Annotated in this window: 9 protein-coding genes; 6 read left to right on the top strand and 3 right to left on the bottom strand. The window is 57.5% G+C overall.

Features of this window, described 5'->3' with window-relative positions:
- Positions 1-19 precede the first annotated feature (19 nt).
- The 5 genes from J3U88_RS05860 (at position 20) to J3U88_RS05840 (ending at position 10,703) form a co-directional block, all read left to right on the top strand.
- Positions 20-388 carry an Imm51 family immunity protein gene (locus J3U88_RS05860; protein WP_207857513.1) on the top strand — a complete coding sequence of 123 codons (369 nt, stop codon included), beginning with the start codon at positions 20-22 and terminating at the stop codon, positions 386-388.
- A gap of 514 nt (positions 389-902) precedes the next feature.
- The gene (locus tag J3U88_RS05855) at positions 903-2,009 is read left to right on the top strand and encodes an efflux RND transporter periplasmic adaptor subunit (RefSeq protein WP_207857511.1); all 1,107 of its coding nucleotides are present in this window, start codon (positions 903-905) and stop codon (positions 2,007-2,009) included.
- A gap of 32 nt (positions 2,010-2,041) precedes the next feature.
- Positions 2,042-5,539 (top strand): efflux RND transporter permease subunit, encoded by a 3,498-nt coding sequence (locus J3U88_RS05850; RefSeq protein ID WP_207857510.1) that lies wholly within the window; start codon positions 2,042-2,044, stop codon positions 5,537-5,539.
- Complete coding sequence (locus J3U88_RS05845) at positions 5,539-8,772, top strand: efflux RND transporter permease subunit (RefSeq protein ID WP_207857508.1); 3,234 nt, start codon at positions 5,539-5,541, stop codon at positions 8,770-8,772. Before J3U88_RS05850 ends, J3U88_RS05845 begins: the two co-directional genes overlap by 1 nt.
- 92 nt (positions 8,773-8,864) lie before the next feature.
- A complete protein-coding gene (locus J3U88_RS05840) occupies positions 8,865-10,703 on the top strand; it encodes a motility associated factor glycosyltransferase family protein (protein ID WP_207857506.1) in 1,839 nt (612 codons plus the stop codon).
- 76 nt (positions 10,704-10,779) lie between these two features.
- On the opposite strand, the gene J3U88_RS05835 is transcribed toward J3U88_RS05840, so the two are convergent.
- Together J3U88_RS05835 and J3U88_RS05830 are read right to left on the bottom strand one after the other, a co-directional pair.
- Positions 10,780-11,202, bottom strand: coding sequence for a hypothetical protein (locus J3U88_RS05835; RefSeq protein WP_207857504.1), 423 nt, complete (start codon positions 11,200-11,202; stop codon positions 10,780-10,782).
- Entirely contained in the window at positions 11,199-11,942 is a 744-nt protein-coding gene (locus tag J3U88_RS05830; protein WP_207857502.1) for a hypothetical protein, read from the bottom strand. The genes J3U88_RS05835 and J3U88_RS05830 overlap by 4 nt, the downstream gene beginning before the upstream one ends.
- A gap of 865 nt (positions 11,943-12,807) precedes the next feature.
- Here J3U88_RS05830 and J3U88_RS05825 point away from each other — a divergent pair.
- Positions 12,808-16,059, top strand: a complete 3,252-nt coding sequence (locus J3U88_RS05825; protein ID WP_207857500.1) for a ligand-binding sensor domain-containing protein — start codon at positions 12,808-12,810, stop codon at positions 16,057-16,059.
- An 8-nt stretch (positions 16,060-16,067) separates the two neighbouring features.
- Here J3U88_RS05825 and J3U88_RS05820 read toward each other — a convergent pair whose 3' ends face one another.
- Entirely contained in the window at positions 16,068-17,273 is a 1,206-nt protein-coding gene (locus J3U88_RS05820) for a nucleotidyltransferase domain-containing protein (protein ID WP_207857498.1), read from the bottom strand.
- Positions 17,274-17,465 lie beyond the last annotated feature (192 nt).

The raw sequence follows: 17,465 nt of genomic DNA, 5'->3' as shown, positions 1-17,465 counted from the left end.
CCTCTTTTAGGAGAACGGAATGTACGACGAGCGTGTTGCCCTTATCGAAATGCCCGAAAACGATTGTATTTCGGTCTGTTTGTATTGCGAAAATGACGACCTCTTTGCGCTGGGGGAGCGCATCAACGCAAAGTTTGAAGAAGCCTACATGAACGGGTACAACTGGGACGCATTAATCCGCTGCTACATTGGAAAGCAAGACGCCCAGCTCATGAGCGAAATCGAATCGGACCCCGAAGCTGGGATGTACTCCGGCTACACATCCTTCTCGCCGGAGAACCTGGAAAAGATGAAACGCTTCGAAGCGTATTTGCGGGACATGCTCACAAATGAAACACGGCTAATGACGTTCATTCGTGCGCATCAAAGTGAAATCGAATGGGATTAGCCACCTGAACCCTTTTCCCGATGCGACTGACGCAAGGTTAGCGCAACCAGCGTTTGTCGCGCCGGCTCCTCGTTACCTCTCGAGCACAAAAACCCAGCCTCAAATAGCTGAGATTCCCGAATAACAGGACCAACTGCCGTGGCCGATGGCCCACCGAAACAGCCCCCGGCCACGGCCGAGACCATGGGTTAATTTTTTGCATCCAAAAGGTGTTGCGCCGGCGAATGCTGGGACAGGCCTTACCATGCCCGTTAGCGTACCTGTTCACCTCAGCGGTAAACCTTCCCCTGCCACCCACCGTTCCAATGGTTCCTAGATGAAAAGAAGCCCCTTCACCTTGTTCTCATTCTCTGGGCTTGCGCCAACCGGGTTATGATAATGCCGCACCACGCTTGCCTTTTTCCCAGCCATCGCCCCGTCAGCGGCCCCGATTCCGGCATCCCCGCGCCTGCAACAACCTTGGTGCCTGTTTGATTCCCCCCATTTCCCCATGAATTTTTCTTGGATGGTCAACATGAAAACTGAAAAAACCCCCTTTCATTTCAGCATTCCGGCTTGTCTGCTCTGCCTGCTGCTTACCCTGGTCGCCTGCGAGGCTCGCTTCGGCAACAAAAAAGACGACGTCAAAGAAGAGAAAGCAGAAGCCGTGGAAGAAGCGGTCCCCGTTGAAGTCGCCACCATTCGCACCGGCGAAATTGAATCGATCCTGAAAATGACCGCCACCCTGATCGCCGAGGAAGACGTCAAAGTCCTCGCCAAAGCAGGCAACGAATTGGTTGCATTGAAGGTTGAAGAAGGTGATCGCGTCGAAGTCGGCCAAATCCTGGCCCGCCTCGACAACCGTAGCCAAAAGCTCCAAGTGGAAAAAAGCAAAGCAGCCCTGGCCAAAGCGCAACGCGAATTGAAACGCCAGGAAAACCTGTTTAACCGCAAAATGACCACCGAGCAGAGCTACAACGACGCCAAAACCGAGGTGGAACAACAACAGATCAGCCTCGATGAGGCCCTGCTCCAGTTGGAATACACCGAAATCAAAGCGCCGATCACCGGCACCATCACCATGCGCGCGGTCAACCTCGGTGACGAGATTTCGGTCGGCAAAGAGCTGTTCCAAATCGTCAACTTCGATTCCATTGTGGCGCGCATCTACGTTCCCGAAAAATACCTGCCCCAATTAAAAGTGGGTTTGATGTGCCGCATCGATTCGCCGGTTTTCGGCGAACAAGCTTTTAGCGGCCGCATCCGCCGCATCGCCCCCGCCGTCGACGACAAAACCGGCACGGTGAAAGTCACCGTCGGCATGACCGACATCGGTCCGCTGCGCAAAGGCATGTACGTCAACGTCAACCTGGTGTTGGACGTCGCCGAATCAGCGGTGCTGGTCCCCAAAAAAGCCTTGGTTTACGACAACGACCAAACCTACGTCTACCGCCTGGGCGACGACAGCCGGGTGCAGCGGGTTGAACTGACCCCGCTGCTGAAGAACCGCGATTACGTGCAACCCGCCGCCGGCATTCAGGTCGGTGACCGCGTGGTTGTTGCCGGCCAGGCCGGCTTGAAAAATAAGGCCCTTGTAAACATTGTCGAAAGCGAAGCGGACGAAGCGCCCGCCGCCGAATAGAGCCGCGCCGACTCCCACCAAGCGAGCACCTCATGAAAAAACACGACGCCCTCTCCCTCCTGACCACCACCCGCCCCGTCGCCGTCACCATGCTGTTTGTCGCCGCCACCGTGTTTGGTTACTTCTCCATCGCGCGTTTGCCGCTGACCCTGATGCCCGAGCTGAGTTACCCGACCCTCACGGTGCGCACCGAATTCACCGGGGCCGCGCCGGAAGAAGTTGAAAACGACATCAGCCGACCCATTGAAGAAGCCCTGAGCGTGCTTGGCGGCCTCAACAAAATTTCCAGTATCAGCCGCTCCGGCGTGAGCGATGTGGTCCTCGAATTCGTCTGGGGCACCGACATGTCGGAAGCCACCCAAAACGTTTTGGAAAAGCTGGACCTGGTCTTTTTGCCTGAGGACGCGGAACGCCCGCTGATCCTGCATTTCGACCCCTCGCTCGACCCGATCATGGAACTGAGCTTGGCCGCGCATGGCGATGACACCCGTGAGGAGCAAGGCCTGCGCCGCCTCAGGCGTTTGGCCGAACTCCAGGTGAAACGCTCCCTTGAGAAGGTGCAAGGCGTGGCCGCGGTGCGCGTGCGCGGCGGTTTGGAAGAAGAGATCCACGTTGCGCTCAACGAGGAAGCCCTGCGCCGCGTCAACCTCTCGATTCAGGACGTGATCACGCGGCTGGAGAAGGAAAACATCAACGTCGCGGGCGGTACCATCAAAGAAGGTCGTACCGAATACATGGTGCGCACGCTCAACGAATTCGTGTCCATCGAGCAAATGCGCGAAACCATCGTGGCCAAGGACGGCGACCGGCTGGTGCGCGTCAAAGACATCGCCACGGTCAAAGCTTCCCACAAAGAACGGGAAATCATGACCCGCGCCAACGGCGGCGATTCGGTCATCATCGAGATTTACAAAGAGGCCGACGCCAACATCGTGTCGCTGGCCAAGTTGATCAAAAAAGAGGTGGGCACCTTCCAAACCGAAGCCGAGAAAGCGGCTGAGGAAGAGAAAGCCAAAACGGATGAAGCGGGCGGCCGCCGCCGCCACGGCCGCCCGGCACGGGACGCCGGGGTCAGTGCCTTCCGTTTGAAGCAGGATTTGGCACAACGGCTGTACACCCAAGAGGGTGTCGAACTCAAAGTCGTTGCCGACCGCTCCTTATTTATTGAGAGTTCCATTAACGAGGTTCGCAACACCGCCGTGCAGGGCGGCCTGCTGGCGGTCCTCATCCTGTTTTTGTTCCTGCGCAACTTCAAATCCACCGTGATTATCGGCGTAAGCATCCCGGTGTCGATTTTGATGACCTTCGCACCCTTGCACCTGATGGGGGTTTCGCTCAACATCATGTCACTCGGCGGTTTGGCGCTGGGCATCGGAATGTTGGTCGACAGCTCGATTGTTGTGCTGGAATCGATTTACCGCTGTTTGGAGGAAGGCGATTCCGTGTTCGAGGCCGCCATTCGCGGCACCAAGGAAGTGCGCGGCGCGGTGTTCGCCTCGACCCTGACCTCCATCGCCGTCTTTTTCCCGATGGTGTTTGTCGAGGGCATTGCCGGTCAGGTGTTTGGTGACCTGGGTTTGGCCGTGGTCAACTCGCTGACAGCGTCACTGGTCGTCGCCCTATTCCTCATCCCTATGCTCGCCAGCCGTCAAGGTTTCGACAACCTGTTGGCAGACAGCGGCGGCAAACCCATGTGGCGTTTTCAATCGATTCGCGACCTACAAAACATGTTCCGCGAGGCAAGCACCGGCATGCGCTTGCTGGGGATCCTAACCCTGTTCATCCCGCTGCGTTTCCTGGTGACCCTGATTTTCGAAGGGCTCTTTAACCTCTTCTTCTTCCTTATGTATTACCTGGTACTGATCGTTCGTCGCGTGCTGGTCCCGGTCCTCGGCTTGCTGTTCGGGGTGATTTTCTGGTTACCGCTGCGCATTATGGACGGGTTGCTCTATTGGGCGGGCCGCATCTACCCGCCGATCATTCGCTGGGCGCTGGCCAACAGCGTGGTGGTCGCCCTCCTCCTGGTTGGCTGCCTGGCCTGGACCTGGCACATGGCGCAAGACCTGGAAAGTGAACTCTTGCCCGAGGTTCACCAGGGCGAATTCACCATCGAAGCCAGCCTGCCCGTCGGCACCCCGATTGAGCAAACCGCCGCGGTGTTTTCCCCGATTGAAAAAGCGATTCTGGCCGAGCGCGAGCACATTGAAGAGTTGCTGGTGACCTTCGGCTACGATGTCACCAACACCAAACGCTCGGACGAAGGAGAGCACTCGGCCAAGTTCAAGGTGCTGCTGCAAGCCTCGGAACAACCGGCCCTGTTGGAAGAAGAAGTCATCAGCCGCCTGCGTGCGCGCTTCGAAAAACTCCCCGATGTCGGCATCCGCGTGGTGCGGCCGGTGCTGTTTAGCGCCGCCACCCCGATTGAGGTGGAATTCCACGGCACCGACCTCAAGGAACTCAAACAGGTCAGCGACCAGGCGCGCCGCATTTTTGCGGCCATCCCCAACCTCAGCGACGTTGAGTCGACGCTGAAAGCGGGCGCCCCCGAAATTCAGATTCGCTTCGACCGCGAAAAAATTCAGCGCTACGGCCTCAACCTGCGCCAAGTCGCCGACCTCGTCAAAAACAAAGTTAAAGGCGAGGAGGCGACCAAGTACAACCTCCAGGACCGCCGCATCCCGATTTTGGTTCAGTTGGAAGAACAGGACCGCAAAGGCGTGGAAGACGTGGCCATGCTGACGATTAACCCGCAAGGCGAGAACCCGATCCCGCTGGAATCCGTCGCGGAACTCTACCTCGACGAGGGACCGAGCGAGGTGCGCCGCATCGACGGCAGCCGCGCCGCGGTGATCAGTGCCAACATTCGCGGCGGCTCGCTGAGTGACGCGGTGGCCGCGATTGAAGTGGCCGTCGCCGAGCAGATCAACCTGCCCGAGGGGATGACCTTTTACATCACCGGCCAAAACGAGGAAATGGAGCGCAGCGCGGCCAGCCTGTACACCGCCTTGTTCCTGAGCATCTTTTTGGTGTACGTGATCATGGCGTCGCAGTTCGAATCGCTGGTGCATCCGCTGGTGATTATGTTCACCATCCCGCTCGCGTTTTTGGGCACGGTGATCGCGCTCAAGGTGTTGGGAATCAGCCTGTCCGTGGTGGTGTTCCTGGGCATGATCATGTTGGCCGGGATTGTGGTCAACAACGCCATCGTCCTGGTCGATTATATAAATACGCTCAAAGCCAAAGGCCTGGAACGAACCGAGGCCATCGTGCAAGCCGGCCAGGTACGCCTGCGGCCGATCCTGATGACCACCGCCACCACCGTGCTCGGTTTGTTGCCCATGGCCTTGGGCCAGGGTGACGGCGCCGAAATACGCACCCCGATGGCCGTCGCCGTCATCGCCGGTCTGATGAGTTCCACTTTCTTAACCTTGATTTTTGTTCCGGCCGTTTACGCAATGGTCGACAGCGCAATCGCCCGGCTCATCGGCCGCAAATCCCGTCCGATAGCCGAGGCCGCGGAGGGCACCTAATGGTCGACACACACGAACCCCAGCCGGAAGAACCCGCCGTCCCCTCGGCACCGGGTGAAAAGGACGGCGATACCAGCGAACGCATGAGCAACTTCCTGACGCGGTTTTCCTTGGAACGTCGCGTCACCGTGCTGGTGCTGTTTTTTACCACCTTGGTGGTGGGTTTAATCGCGGTGATGCGCATCCCGCTGGAACTGATCCCGCGCGGTTTTGAGGGCGATTCCATTCGGGTCGACGTGCCCTGGCGGGACGCGCCGGCGCGCGAGGTGTTGGACAAACTCACGGTTCCTCTGGAAGACGAACTCAGCACCGTCAAAGGGTTGAACCAAATCCGCAGCCGCTCCAACGACAACGGCGCGGCCGTGTTCCTCACCTTCAAACAAGGCGTCGACATGGACGTCGCCTACCGCGAGGTGCGTGACCGCGTCGAACGGGCACGCGCCCAGTTCCCCGACGATGTGGAGCGGGTGTTCCTCAGCAAACAGGACACCAGCGGCGTGCCCGTCGCCGTAATCGGGGTCGCGGTGGATCCCAGCATCAGCGACGCCTACAACCTGATCCAAAAAAACGTGGTGTTTCCCTTCAAACGGTTGGAGGGCATCGCCACCGCCAACATGGACGGTTTGGAAGAAAAGGAAATCCTGATTGAAGCCGACCGCGGTTTGCTGGAGGCCCACGGCCTCAACATCTACCAACTCTCGCAACAGCTCAGCGGGGACAACTTTTCCCAAGCCAGCGGTCACGTGCGCGAGGGCAGCAAAAAACTCCTGCTGCGCACCGTCGCCCGCTACGCCGATATCGAAGAACTCAGCCAACGGCCGATTGCCGACAACCTGGTGCTCTCCGATGTGGCCCAAATCAAATACGAACAACCGGAACGGGATTACAGCATTCGCGTGAACAGCAAGCCGGCGTTTGCCCTGGTCCTGCTGAAGGAAGGCGAGGCCAACACCGTCGATGTCTCAAAACGCATCGCTTCAACCTTTGAAGAAATGCAAAAAGACCCGCGCCTGTCCGGCTTGGAAATGGCGCTGCTGTTTAACCAAGGCGACCTCATCGAAGAATCACTTTCGAGTTTGGTGTCGAGCGGCCGCATCGGCATTTTGCTGGCGATGGTGGTGCTGTTCTTTTTCCTGCGGCGCTTCCGCATGACCTCGATCATCGCCTTGTCGATTCCCCTCAGCCTGGTGATGGCGCTGATTGTGATGTTTTTCGTCGGCGAGACGCTCAACATCCTCACCCTGCTGGGCCTGGTCATTTGTATCGGTTTGCTGGTGGATAACTCGGTGGTTGTCGCCGAAAACGTGCACCGCTGGTACCACGACGGGGCGAGCAAAAAAGACGCCTGCATTCGCGGCGCGGGGGAAATCGCCCTGGCGATTACGATGGCGACCCTGACCACCGTGATCGTGTTCCTGCCCGTCTCGCTGGTAGAAGGCAAAGCCCAGTTCTTTTTGCTGCGGCTGTCGATTCCGATTTCCGTTTCCCTGCTTGCTTCGCTCGTGGTCGCGCTGGTTTTCATTCCGCTCTGTACCTACTTGACCCTGTCCGAAAAAGATTTGAGCTACGGATCGGCGACCTTTAAGACGCTGCACCTCAAACTCAACGCCGTTTTGCGCGGGCTGTACGACCGGACCCTGGAACCACTGAACCACGGCTACAACCAGGTGCTGGCTTATTTCCTGCGACGGCGGGTCGACCTGTTGCTGTTGCTGGTGATCGTGCTCGGCGCGACCGGTCATGTCGCCAAAGAGGTGAAGGTGGTCGCGGGCGATCCCGAGGAATCGAACCGGTTTGAAATTGAGATCAGCCTGCCGCAGGGCACCAGTTTCGTCGAGGCCCAGGCCTTTTTTAAACGCGTCGAGAAGGTTCTGGAAAACAACGAGGAAAAACTCAACCTAACCTTTTATATGGTGTTCCATCGCTCCCGCTACGGGCGCGCCCAAGGCTCGTTCGACGGCGACAAAATGCCCGACGCCAACGTCAAAGAAATCGTTAAAGATCTTGCCGCACAAATGCCGAAAAAACCCGGCGTTGAATACTATTTCGGCGAAAACGAAAACAGCGAAGAGATCAAGGAAGACATTTACAACGTGGTGTTGTACAGCGACGACATCGACCAATTGGACCAAACCGCCGACGATCTGGAGCGCGCGCTCACCAAGGTGGAAGGCGTGATCGGCGCCAAACGCAGTGCCGAGTTGCCACCCAACGAAATGGCGCTGCAAGTGGACCGCGACCGTGCCAATCAGGTCGGCGTGGAACCCGACGTCATCGCCGCGGTGGTGGGGTTCGCCCTGCGCGGCAGCGCCTTGCCGCGGTTCCGCGACGAATCGCGGGAGATCCCGGTGCGGGTGCGTTTTAAGGAATCGGACCGCGAAACGCTGGACCACCTCAACACCTTCTCCGTACCCACCGACACTCAGGGCTTTTTGCCGCTTTCGGCGCTGACCGAGGCACGCATGTTACAAACCCCGACCAGTATTTTCCGCCGCAACAAACAGATCTCGCGGGTGATTTCCCTGGAGCTGGATTCCGAGGACGTCGACAAAACCCGCACCCGCCTGCGCAAGATCCTGGGGGACGTCGATTTACCCGAGGGCCTGAGCTTCAGCATTCCCACCACCTCCAGCAGCGACGAGGAAGATTTGCGCAACATGGCCATGGCCGCCCTGTTCTCCGTCGTTTTTATCTACCTGCTGATGGGCCTGTTGTTCGAGAGTTTCATCCTGCCGCTTTCAATCATTTGCACCATCCCCATGGCGTCCATCGGCGTGTACTGGATCCATTTCCTGACCGGCAAAAGCCTCGACATGCTGGGCATTATCGGCATGATTCTGCTGATCGGCGTGGTCGTCAACAACGGCATTGTGTTGATCGATTACGTGATTCGCCTACGCGGGCGCGGGTTTGACCGCTCAAAAGCCCTGCTCACCGCCGCGGATCGCCGCTTTCGGCCGATTGCGATGACCGCATTAACCACCATCATTGGTATGATTCCACTGACCTTCGCCAAACAGAGCAGCATGGGCTTGGATTACATGAGTTTCGGCATGACGCTGATCGGCGGCATGACCACCGCCACCGTCCTGACCCTGCTGGTCGTCCCCTGGGCCTACACCATCTTCGACGACTTCCGCGAGCGCTTTACCGCCGTGTTCGCCGAGGCATGGTTGGGTCGCCGTCGCCAACCGAACGAACCCGTCGGAGAAGGATCGGAGGCCGCGCTTTAACCTGAGTTGCGTGATTCGGGTTTCGGCTTCGTAACAGAATTCCTTGTAAGCAAGGCGGGTTAGCCCGCAATTACCAAACGAGCCAACCCACCATGGAACTCTTGTCCCTCAATCGCACCGCCCTCGCCGAATACGACGCCCCGGCATTGGCGGTGCTCGCCGGCCTCACCCCCGACCCCGGCGTTGCCATTCAAGCCGCGCGCCGCAACGGCCTGACCCTTGCGGTCGACGGCGTTTACGTCCACAGCAAATACGACCCGTTCAAGGAAGCAACCCAGCTCATCCAAAAAGCCGCCGCTGAGAACCAAACGGAAGAAGCGGCCTCGCACCACGTCCATTTCGGTTTTGGTTTGGGTTTTCTGGCCGAAGCCGACGCGGCAAGCTTCGCCGGGCCCATCCTCATCTATGAGCCCAACCCCACCCTGCTGTTGGCCGCGCTTTCGTCCCGTGACTTAACCGACCTGTGGCGGCAACGGCGGGTCTTTGTCCGCACCACGGAAAAAGGCCTGCGCGCATGGGTGCGCCGTCACATGGGCGCCATGAAACAAATCCAACTGTTGTTTTCACCCTACCACCGGCGCGTCCACGGCAAGCAACTCGCCTTTTTGCTGGAAACGCTCAAAAGCGAACGCAACCGCGCGGGCGTGTTGCGCAAGGCCGAGGAAACCGTCTACAAAACCTTCATCGCCTCGACCCTTCGTTCCTTCCCATGGTGGACGCGAAAACGCGGCGTGGGCCTGCTGACCGACCGCTTTCTCGGCAAGCCGGCGGTCATTGTCGCGGCCGGACCCTCGCTGGAACAGAACCTACCGGCCCTACGTGCCTACCGCGACCGCGTGCTCATTTTCGCCCTGGCCCGTTCGGTACCCTTGCTGGAACGCCACGGCATCCGCCCCCACTTTCTGGTCCACACCGAGGCCAAGGATTACCTGCCCTTGATCTACGGCTGCAGCAACCTGGCCGACACCGTGTTTCTCTTGTCCGAGCAATGTCACCAGGGCTTCTACCGCTTCCCCCACCAACTCACCCTCACCTACCAAAACCCCGCCAACCTGTTCTCACAATGGGTGGTCGGCCGTTACCAAGGCCTGCGCCGCAACTTCATCCCAACCGCCGGCTCGGTCGCAACCGAGGCTTTTTCGCTGGCGACCCTCTTCGGCTGTTCGCCGGTGGCGCTGATCGGCCAAGACCTCGGCAGCCGCCAGGGCCGCCATTACGCCGACGACGGACGCAACCGCAACTTTGTGGCCGGCGAGGCCGACACCCGCCGTACCAAAGGTTATTTCGGTGGTCAGGTCGCCACCTACGCCCATTACCTGCATTTTCGCGACTGGTACGCGGAGGCCGTCGTCAATTACCGCGAACGACGCCCGGATCAGCGGTTCGTCAATGCCACCGAAGGCGGCGCCGCCATTCCCGGTTTCGAACAAATCACCCTGCGCGAACTCCTCGCCACAGAGGCGGCACCCGAACCCATCCGATTCGAACCACCGACCTGGCTAACCGGGGAAATGACGGAAATGGTGGCCGACACCGCACTGCAACGGGGCTTAATCGAAGAAATCCAAGCGGCGCTGACAGCAGCCGAGGCGACTTTGGACGGCTTCGCGGCCGATTGCCGGCACTGGCAGAACGAACCGCCGACCACCAACCTAGCCAACCTCCAACAAGCCTTCGAAACCCTGAGCCGCTTTAGCGCGGCCTTCGTGCGTTTTTTCGAGCAGCTCCCGTTCGGGCGCGCCTTCTTGCCCGAATCCTTCGTCAAAGCGGAGCAGGCGGCGGCTGAGCTAGACGAAAACGACCACCTCGCGGTCTTTGGTGAAGAGCGCGACAAACTCATCGAAACGGCGGCGGCCTGGCGAAGTTGCATCGAAACCATGGCCCCGATTGTCGCGGCCACGCGCGCCGATCTTGACCAACCCATTAACTAGTGTGGTTTCCCACCATACACAGACAGAGCAACCGCGCCGACTTCGGTACCCAACGTCTATCCGACCGGCATGTTTGTTAAAACCGGATCGGTTCCCAACCGGGAGGCGGCACATATTGTGGATGTTTTTTCAAAAAAGCTTTAACCGGTTTGGATGAAAACTCAAAAACCTCAACCACTTCTACCTTGCGATGGTGTTTAATCGGCCCACAGCAATGCCCAAAAGGACCACCCTTTTCGTGGATAATCGCTTTACCCCGAAACCAAAGCGCCTCTTGGAAACCTTGGTAGTTGTAAATGAGTTCTAAGTGTTTCCCCATCTCACGCTGCTGTTCAAGGGGAACTTGAGTTGTAATTTCAAGCCAAGTTCCTACGGTAAGAGGCTCCAACGAGACGGTATAAGCTGAATATTCAGGCGCCAAAATATAAAAACCTTCAATAGGCACAACCTCGCCCTTGAAATAAGGAAGGATCGCCAAGAGAAAAAAATACGTCGTCAATAGAACCGGTTCCTTGGTTTAATGTGGTAGACGGTCTTTTTCCGAGGAATCAACCGAGTCATGTTTTTGTGATGTTTCTCCATGGCGGGTTTGAGAAACATATGGATATTCTTTTTTTCCACAACACCCATCATAGCAGGCATGCCCATGATGTTGCCGTCCCAACCCTTAAATGGGGCCGTACTCGTGTACTTGTCATCCAAGCCGATTAGGTGGCCAAACTCGTGGGGGGCGGGGTCATTCTCTGGGGAAACTTGATCATTACCCTTCCAGATACCCTCAAAACCATTCCCGAAGGTTTCGCTACGCCGAAACTCTTTCCTCAACTCAACATAATTAAGCTCTGGATTTCTTTTGGCTTTCTCCTTGTAATTCGTAGGACGCTCTTTTTCGTAAAGAACCTTCACATCAAAGACAACATTGTAGGTTTTATTTTTATCCGTATCCTCGTAAACGTGCCCATTCCAAGCCGCATTGATATTTTTTTCCATCATCTTGGCCGTTTTTTCATCTGCCGCGTCACCCCACACCACGATTTTGGCGGATACGGTGATCGTCTGGGCTTTCTCATCAACAACCACCTTGGCATTTTTTCCATCGGGATCAATTGCTGTCAGCGGTTGGTTTGCAACGTAAAGGTAGGGACTGAAATTTTCCCGCTCGGGGTCGACGTTTATGAAACGTGTGCCAAATACAGGGAAACAAAAACAACATAAAATCAAAACATGCCTAAAGTTCATAAGGACCTCAACACAAAATTATCCAGCCCATCATAGACAGACCTCTCTCAGTCGTCAACACAACGCGACTAGAAGGTAAAAAATACGACAAGCCGGCTTTTCGGAAAGGCACGGCCCGCGTGGGCGATTTTTGGGCGGGTAAAAAAATCCACCGTATCGTTTCGGCTTTCAACCCGCGGCTTTGGGGAAAAGCCTCATTTCTCACTTCATGACGGCCGGACGACCACTTCTCAAGCTAGCCCGCATTTCTCAGAAGGAATGCTGCTACGGGGCAACCGATGCGATTACGAGGGGCTCACCGTATGACTCGGCCAAGCCGCCTTCGCCTCAGCTGCTACCCCGAATGATAGGCCCCGAGAAAGGTCGGCCCCGCTGTGCCGTGGCTTGGTCGTCATTTTCGTACGCACAAGGTTTCAGCTTCTCACGACGAATCCTTGTGAGATTTACAGGCTAAAAGGTGCAAGCCAAACTGGCAAAACCCAAGCAACCCGGCGCTACATCCTAGCCGACGCCGCAAGCCGGATGTTTGCCTTGGGGACCACTTTCACCGAAAGGCCGTAAACCATACTGGAACCGCAAGAGCATCTGTTTCGAAGTACAACGCTTGGTCAGGAAAACCGGATATTTTTCAGGCAAAGTTTATCATTTGGCGCCAGGCACCGATAGGTGACCTAGACGAATCCCTTATGCACCGCATGCCCGCCGGGTCATCCCCTTACAGCGATTGTGGGCGGCGCGGCTTCGAATTAAAATCGATTGTTCTTCCTAAAATATAGCGCTGAGTCTTTTGGATTAATCGCGCGTTTTAGATGATAATCATCCGACGGAGTTCCTTGGGATTGACGGCGGGCAGGACCTTATTTTGATGATGCGACAAAACCACCAACCTCGGCCGAACCTCGCCGACCTGCATTTTTTATCCGGTTTTGCGGATCGATGGAACAGCGACAAGACCCGGCGCCGCGTCGGTCTGTGGTTGGCGCTGATGGTGTTTCTGGCCGCGCCGCTATGGGCTCAAAAGCGCAACCTACGCAATTACTCCACCGACGAAGGTCTGCCCCAATCCCAGGCCCTGTGTCTTTTTCAGGACAAGCTGGGTTTCTTGTGGGTTGGCACCTACAGCGGTTTGTCCCGTTACGACGGCTCGCGTTTTAAGAACTACACCAAAGAGGACGGGTTGTCGCGCAACTACATCACCCAAATCAACCGCGACAACCTCGGCCGCCTCGTGGCCGGGACCCGGTTTGGCCTTAACGTTTACCAAGACGGCCGCTTCACCATTTACCCCGGCCATCCGTTTTGGCGGAATTGCAATGTGAACGACATGTTGCTGGACAGCGAGGGGCGCCTGTGGGTCGCCGCCACCCAAGGTTTGGCCATGATCCAAAACGGGGTCACCTACATTCTCGCCATCCCCGCCACCGTCGCGGAAACCCCCGCGTTTCGTCTGTACCAATTACGTTCCGGCCGCATCATCGTGGCCACCACCAAACGGGTTTTCCAAATTGTCGACAACCAACTTGCCCCGCTCATCGCCAACATAGCCACCCCGTTCCAAATCCTAGCATTGGGCGAAACCCTGGACGGCCGTTTGTTGGTGGGCTCGGATCGCGGATTGTTCGTGCTTGAAAATGAGCAAATGACCCTGTTCACATCCGGCGAAACCATCTTCGACATGCCGGTGACCAAGGTACTCAGTACCCAAGAAGGCATGCTGTGGGTCGGAACGCGCGGCCAGGGGGTCGTGGGTTTGCGACAAAGCGATGGGACCGTTTTTTTGATCGACAAAAAGTCGGGCCTCATCAACGCCTCGGTCGCCGCCTTGCTCCAAGACCGCGAGGGTAATTTATGGATCGGCAACGACGCCATGCTCACCAAATACACGCCCGGTCCGTTCTCCGTGTTCAGCAGCGAACACGGTTTGGGCAATGATTTTGTTCGCGCCATTTTCAAGGACCACAATGACCTGATTTGGCTGGGGACCCGTAACGGGGTAACCACCATGACTCCCGATTACCAATTCACCCCGCGCGACGACATCGTGCTTCCCAGCCCACGCGTTTTTTCCATCAGCGGCAAAAAAGACGGCACCATGTTTTTCGCCACCTACGCCGGACTCACCATTGTTAAAGACGGCGTTTCTACCGCCTATAATTCGCTTGACGGGTTGCGCACCGATTACGTGCGCTCGGTGTATACCGACAGCAAGGAACGCGTTTGGATCAACACCCTCGGTCTCGGCTTGTGGCAGGGCGAAGGCAAGGTTTCCTCCTTACCGGAAGGGCACCCGCTCCACCTGTGTTTCATTTACGACATGATCGAAGACGCCAAGGGTTGGTTGTGGCTGGCGACCGGGCGCGGGTTGATTGGGTACGAACCCGACAGCGAAGAAGTGGTGACCTTTGACGCCTTTAACGACGTCACCGTCTGGTCCGTGGACATGGATCGCGAGGGGGTGATTTGGGCCGCGTCAAACGGCTACGGCCTGCTGCGGGTCGAGAACCAGAAAATGACCCGCCTTTCCACCGAAAACGGGTTAACCAGCATCTATGGTTGGCAGATCAAGTGCGCGAGCGACGGCTCCGTGTGGTACGGCCATAACCGCGGCCTGGACCGCCTGATCGGCGGGCGCATTGAACATTACGATACGTTGGATGGGATTGCCGAAAACGAGGGCACCGCCACCGCAACCATGGAAGATACCGCCGGCAATGTTTTGTTTGGTTCCAGCGAGGGAATCAGCCGCTTTAACCCGAGCGAGGTCCATCCCCGCACCACCCCTCCGACCCTGTACCTGGAGCAGGTGATGGTCGACGACATCGCGCTCCTCGACCAAAGCGAGGCCGTGGTTCCCCGCGACATGCACCAAATGGTGTTCACCTTCGCCGCGCCCCATTTTGCCAAGGAGGAAACCCTGCGTTTCCGCTGGCGTATGCTCGGCTTGGACCCCCGCTGGGCCGAATACACCGAGGATTACCAGGCACGTTATTTCAAATTGCCCGCCGGAAACTACACCTTTGAGGTCCAGGCCCACGCCGACTACAAGGACAGCAACACCGTGCGTTTTTCCTTCCAGGTACCGCGCATTTGGTGGCAAAAACCCATTTATGCCGTGTTCATCGTGTTGCTGGTCATCGGGACCGTGGTGACCTACACCCGCATCCACGTCTTCCGGCTCGCCAAACAGCAGCAGGCCTTGGAGCAATTGGTCGACGAACGCACGTCCGAGTTGCAAACCGCCAATGCCGACCTCTTCGAAACCCACCAGCGTTTGGTGGAAACCGCGCACCGCGCGGGCATGGCCGAAATCGCCACCGGCATCTTGCACAACGTGGGCAATATTCTCAACAGCATCAACGTGTCGGTTGAGGTCATGGACGAAACCGTGCGCAAATCTAACGCCTCCGGCTTCATGCGCCGTTTATTAGAAGTCATTCAAAACCAAGGTGAAGAAACGCAACCTGGCCAAAACCTCAGGCTGGCGGAGACTTTGGAAAAAACCATGACCTTGATGGAGCGCAACCAAAGCAAAGTCATGAAAGAGGTGAACGCGCTCAAGGATCAGATTCACCACATCAACGAAATCGTCAGAACCCAGCAGAGTTACGCCAAAATCGAGTACTACGAGCGCATGGACCCCAACATCGTGGTGATGGACGCCTTGCGCATTCTGCGCAACATGTTCCGCAACCGATCCATAGAATTGATCGAGGACCTCAAACCCCTGCCGTTTGCTTCCGTGGCAAAAATTAAGTTGATGCAGGTGGTGATCAACGTGCTCAAAAACGCGATTGAGGCCACGGAAAAGAACCCCATCGTGGTGGAGCGGGTGGTTTCGGTCTGGACCGATCTCAATACCGCGGGCGAAATCGAAATTCACATCAAGGATGCCGGTTCAGGGATTAGCGACGAGAAGGCGCAACAAATTTTCTCCTACGGCTACACCACCAAACGCAAGGGTCACGGCTTCGGCCTGCACTACTGCGCCAACGCCATGACGGAAATGGGCGGTTCGATTGCGGTCCGCAACAACGAGTCGGACAAGGGTACCACCTTCACCTTGAGGTTCCCGATCCACCGACAAGAGGCACGTGGAGAAGACGAGGAGACCGCCTAGCCCATCCATCAGCGCCGAAACAGATTTTGGTAAATCAACCGAAACGGGCGAATCAGGTAATAGGCCGGAAACAACGCATCCGGCAAGCGCAGCCCGCGCAGGTCGCCCTCATTGGGCACAAACATAAACTGGGCCGTGGTCGACCAACGAATGCGACGGCTGTCGTTGAGGTTGGTCAGCCAGCGAATCGCAAACCCGAGGGGGAGCTGCAGGGGAAAAGCCGAGGCATCGCGTTTTTTGGGAAAAATCCGCGGCAGGATGCTCCGCGCGCGTCGCTTCAGCTTGGGTTCCGCCGCCAGCGCGCGTTCAATCGGTTCCGGGAGCACCAGCTCAAACAGGAGCGCGCACAGGTACATCCCCATCAACACCGAGCGCCGTTGGCGGTGTTCATCCGCCGCCGCGAGCACCTGTTCCCAATCCGCGACATGCCCGCCGCGGGTGAGCGCCACCAAATCGTTGAGCCAGAACAGCCGCAACCAGCCATGCCGGGAACCGTGGGTCGCCAAATAGACAAACAAATCGTCGCCGCGAAAATAAGGCACTGTCAATCCCGCGAAAGGGACCCGTTCCGCGCGGGCGAACAGCGGTTCGAAACGGGCAAACTGGCTCAGTTCAAAACGAGACGTGCGCCAGTGTAAATCAAGCACCAAGTTCCATTGGGAATGGGCCAAACAGAGTTCGTGGCTGTAGGCCAGGAAGTGCCGGCGCTGACGCGGCGAAAAGCGGTCCAATTGATGGGCGTCGATGTCGAAACCAAGCGCTTGTTGTAAGTGGCGATGGGCACGGTCGCGATCTTCCGCGCGAACCATGATGTCCAGGTCATTCGAGGGCCGCAGCGCCATATTGCCAAAGGCGCGCTGACCAAGCATCGGCCCCTTCAACACCATCGCGTCAATACCCGCCTGTTGCAGGCTGGTGATCACCTGCTTTAGGTAACCCACCAACCGCATCATGTGAAGCGCGCGCTCGCGACCGTGGTTCTCCAACGCCACCCTGGCCGTCCCCGGCAACAGGTCGGGTGTTTCGCGCGTCAGCCAATGGAACAGGAGCGGGGCCAGCCGGTGTTCCACCGCCGCCGCCACCACAAAATCCCAGTCCGAAACCGCCGCCGCCGTGTCGCGGAGTTGCGCCGGGTCCGGTGGGTGTTTCGGGTCGTTGGCGCAGACCAACAGGATGCGGTACTCGGGGGGCAAGGCGTTGCGATCAAATGACATGCGCGATGGGTACCTCTGTCGGATCGACACCCGTGCGTCGGCGAGGCGGAACCCGCGAAGGGGCCGAAAACCACCGCCGGCGGTGCAGCGCGGCGCGGGCGAGAAACTTGACGAACTCGATTAATTAGAGGATGATGACTCTATCGTATTTTAACCGATACCACCAGTGAAAACCGTGTCGTTTCGCCCGCT

The organism is Acanthopleuribacter pedis (genome assembly GCF_017377855.1).
Lineage (GTDB): Bacteria > Acidobacteriota > Holophagae > Acanthopleuribacterales > Acanthopleuribacteraceae > Acanthopleuribacter > Acanthopleuribacter pedis.
The sequence above is the reverse complement of the archived record's forward strand: the minus strand, read 5'-3'. Positions and strand labels throughout refer to the sequence as shown.

Coding starts and splice junctions, on each gene's coding strand:
- J3U88_RS05855 (WP_207857511.1), top strand. CDS start 903: ATGAAAACTGAAAAAACCCCCTTTCATTTCAGCATTCCGGCTTGTCTG.
- J3U88_RS05860 (WP_207857513.1), top strand. CDS start 20: ATGTACGACGAGCGTGTTGCCCTTATCGAAATGCCCGAAAACGATTGT.
- J3U88_RS05850 (WP_207857510.1), top strand. CDS start 2,042: ATGAAAAAACACGACGCCCTCTCCCTCCTGACCACCACCCGCCCCGTC.
- J3U88_RS05840 (WP_207857506.1), top strand. CDS start 8,865: ATGGAACTCTTGTCCCTCAATCGCACCGCCCTCGCCGAATACGACGCC.
- J3U88_RS05820 (WP_207857498.1), bottom strand. CDS start 17,273: ATGTCATTTGATCGCAACGCCTTGCCCCCCGAGTACCGCATCCTGTTG.
- J3U88_RS05830 (WP_207857502.1), bottom strand. CDS start 11,942: ATGAACTTTAGGCATGTTTTGATTTTATGTTGTTTTTGTTTCCCTGTA.
- J3U88_RS05845 (WP_207857508.1), top strand. CDS start 5,539: ATGGTCGACACACACGAACCCCAGCCGGAAGAACCCGCCGTCCCCTCG.
- J3U88_RS05825 (WP_207857500.1), top strand. CDS start 12,808: ATGATGCGACAAAACCACCAACCTCGGCCGAACCTCGCCGACCTGCAT.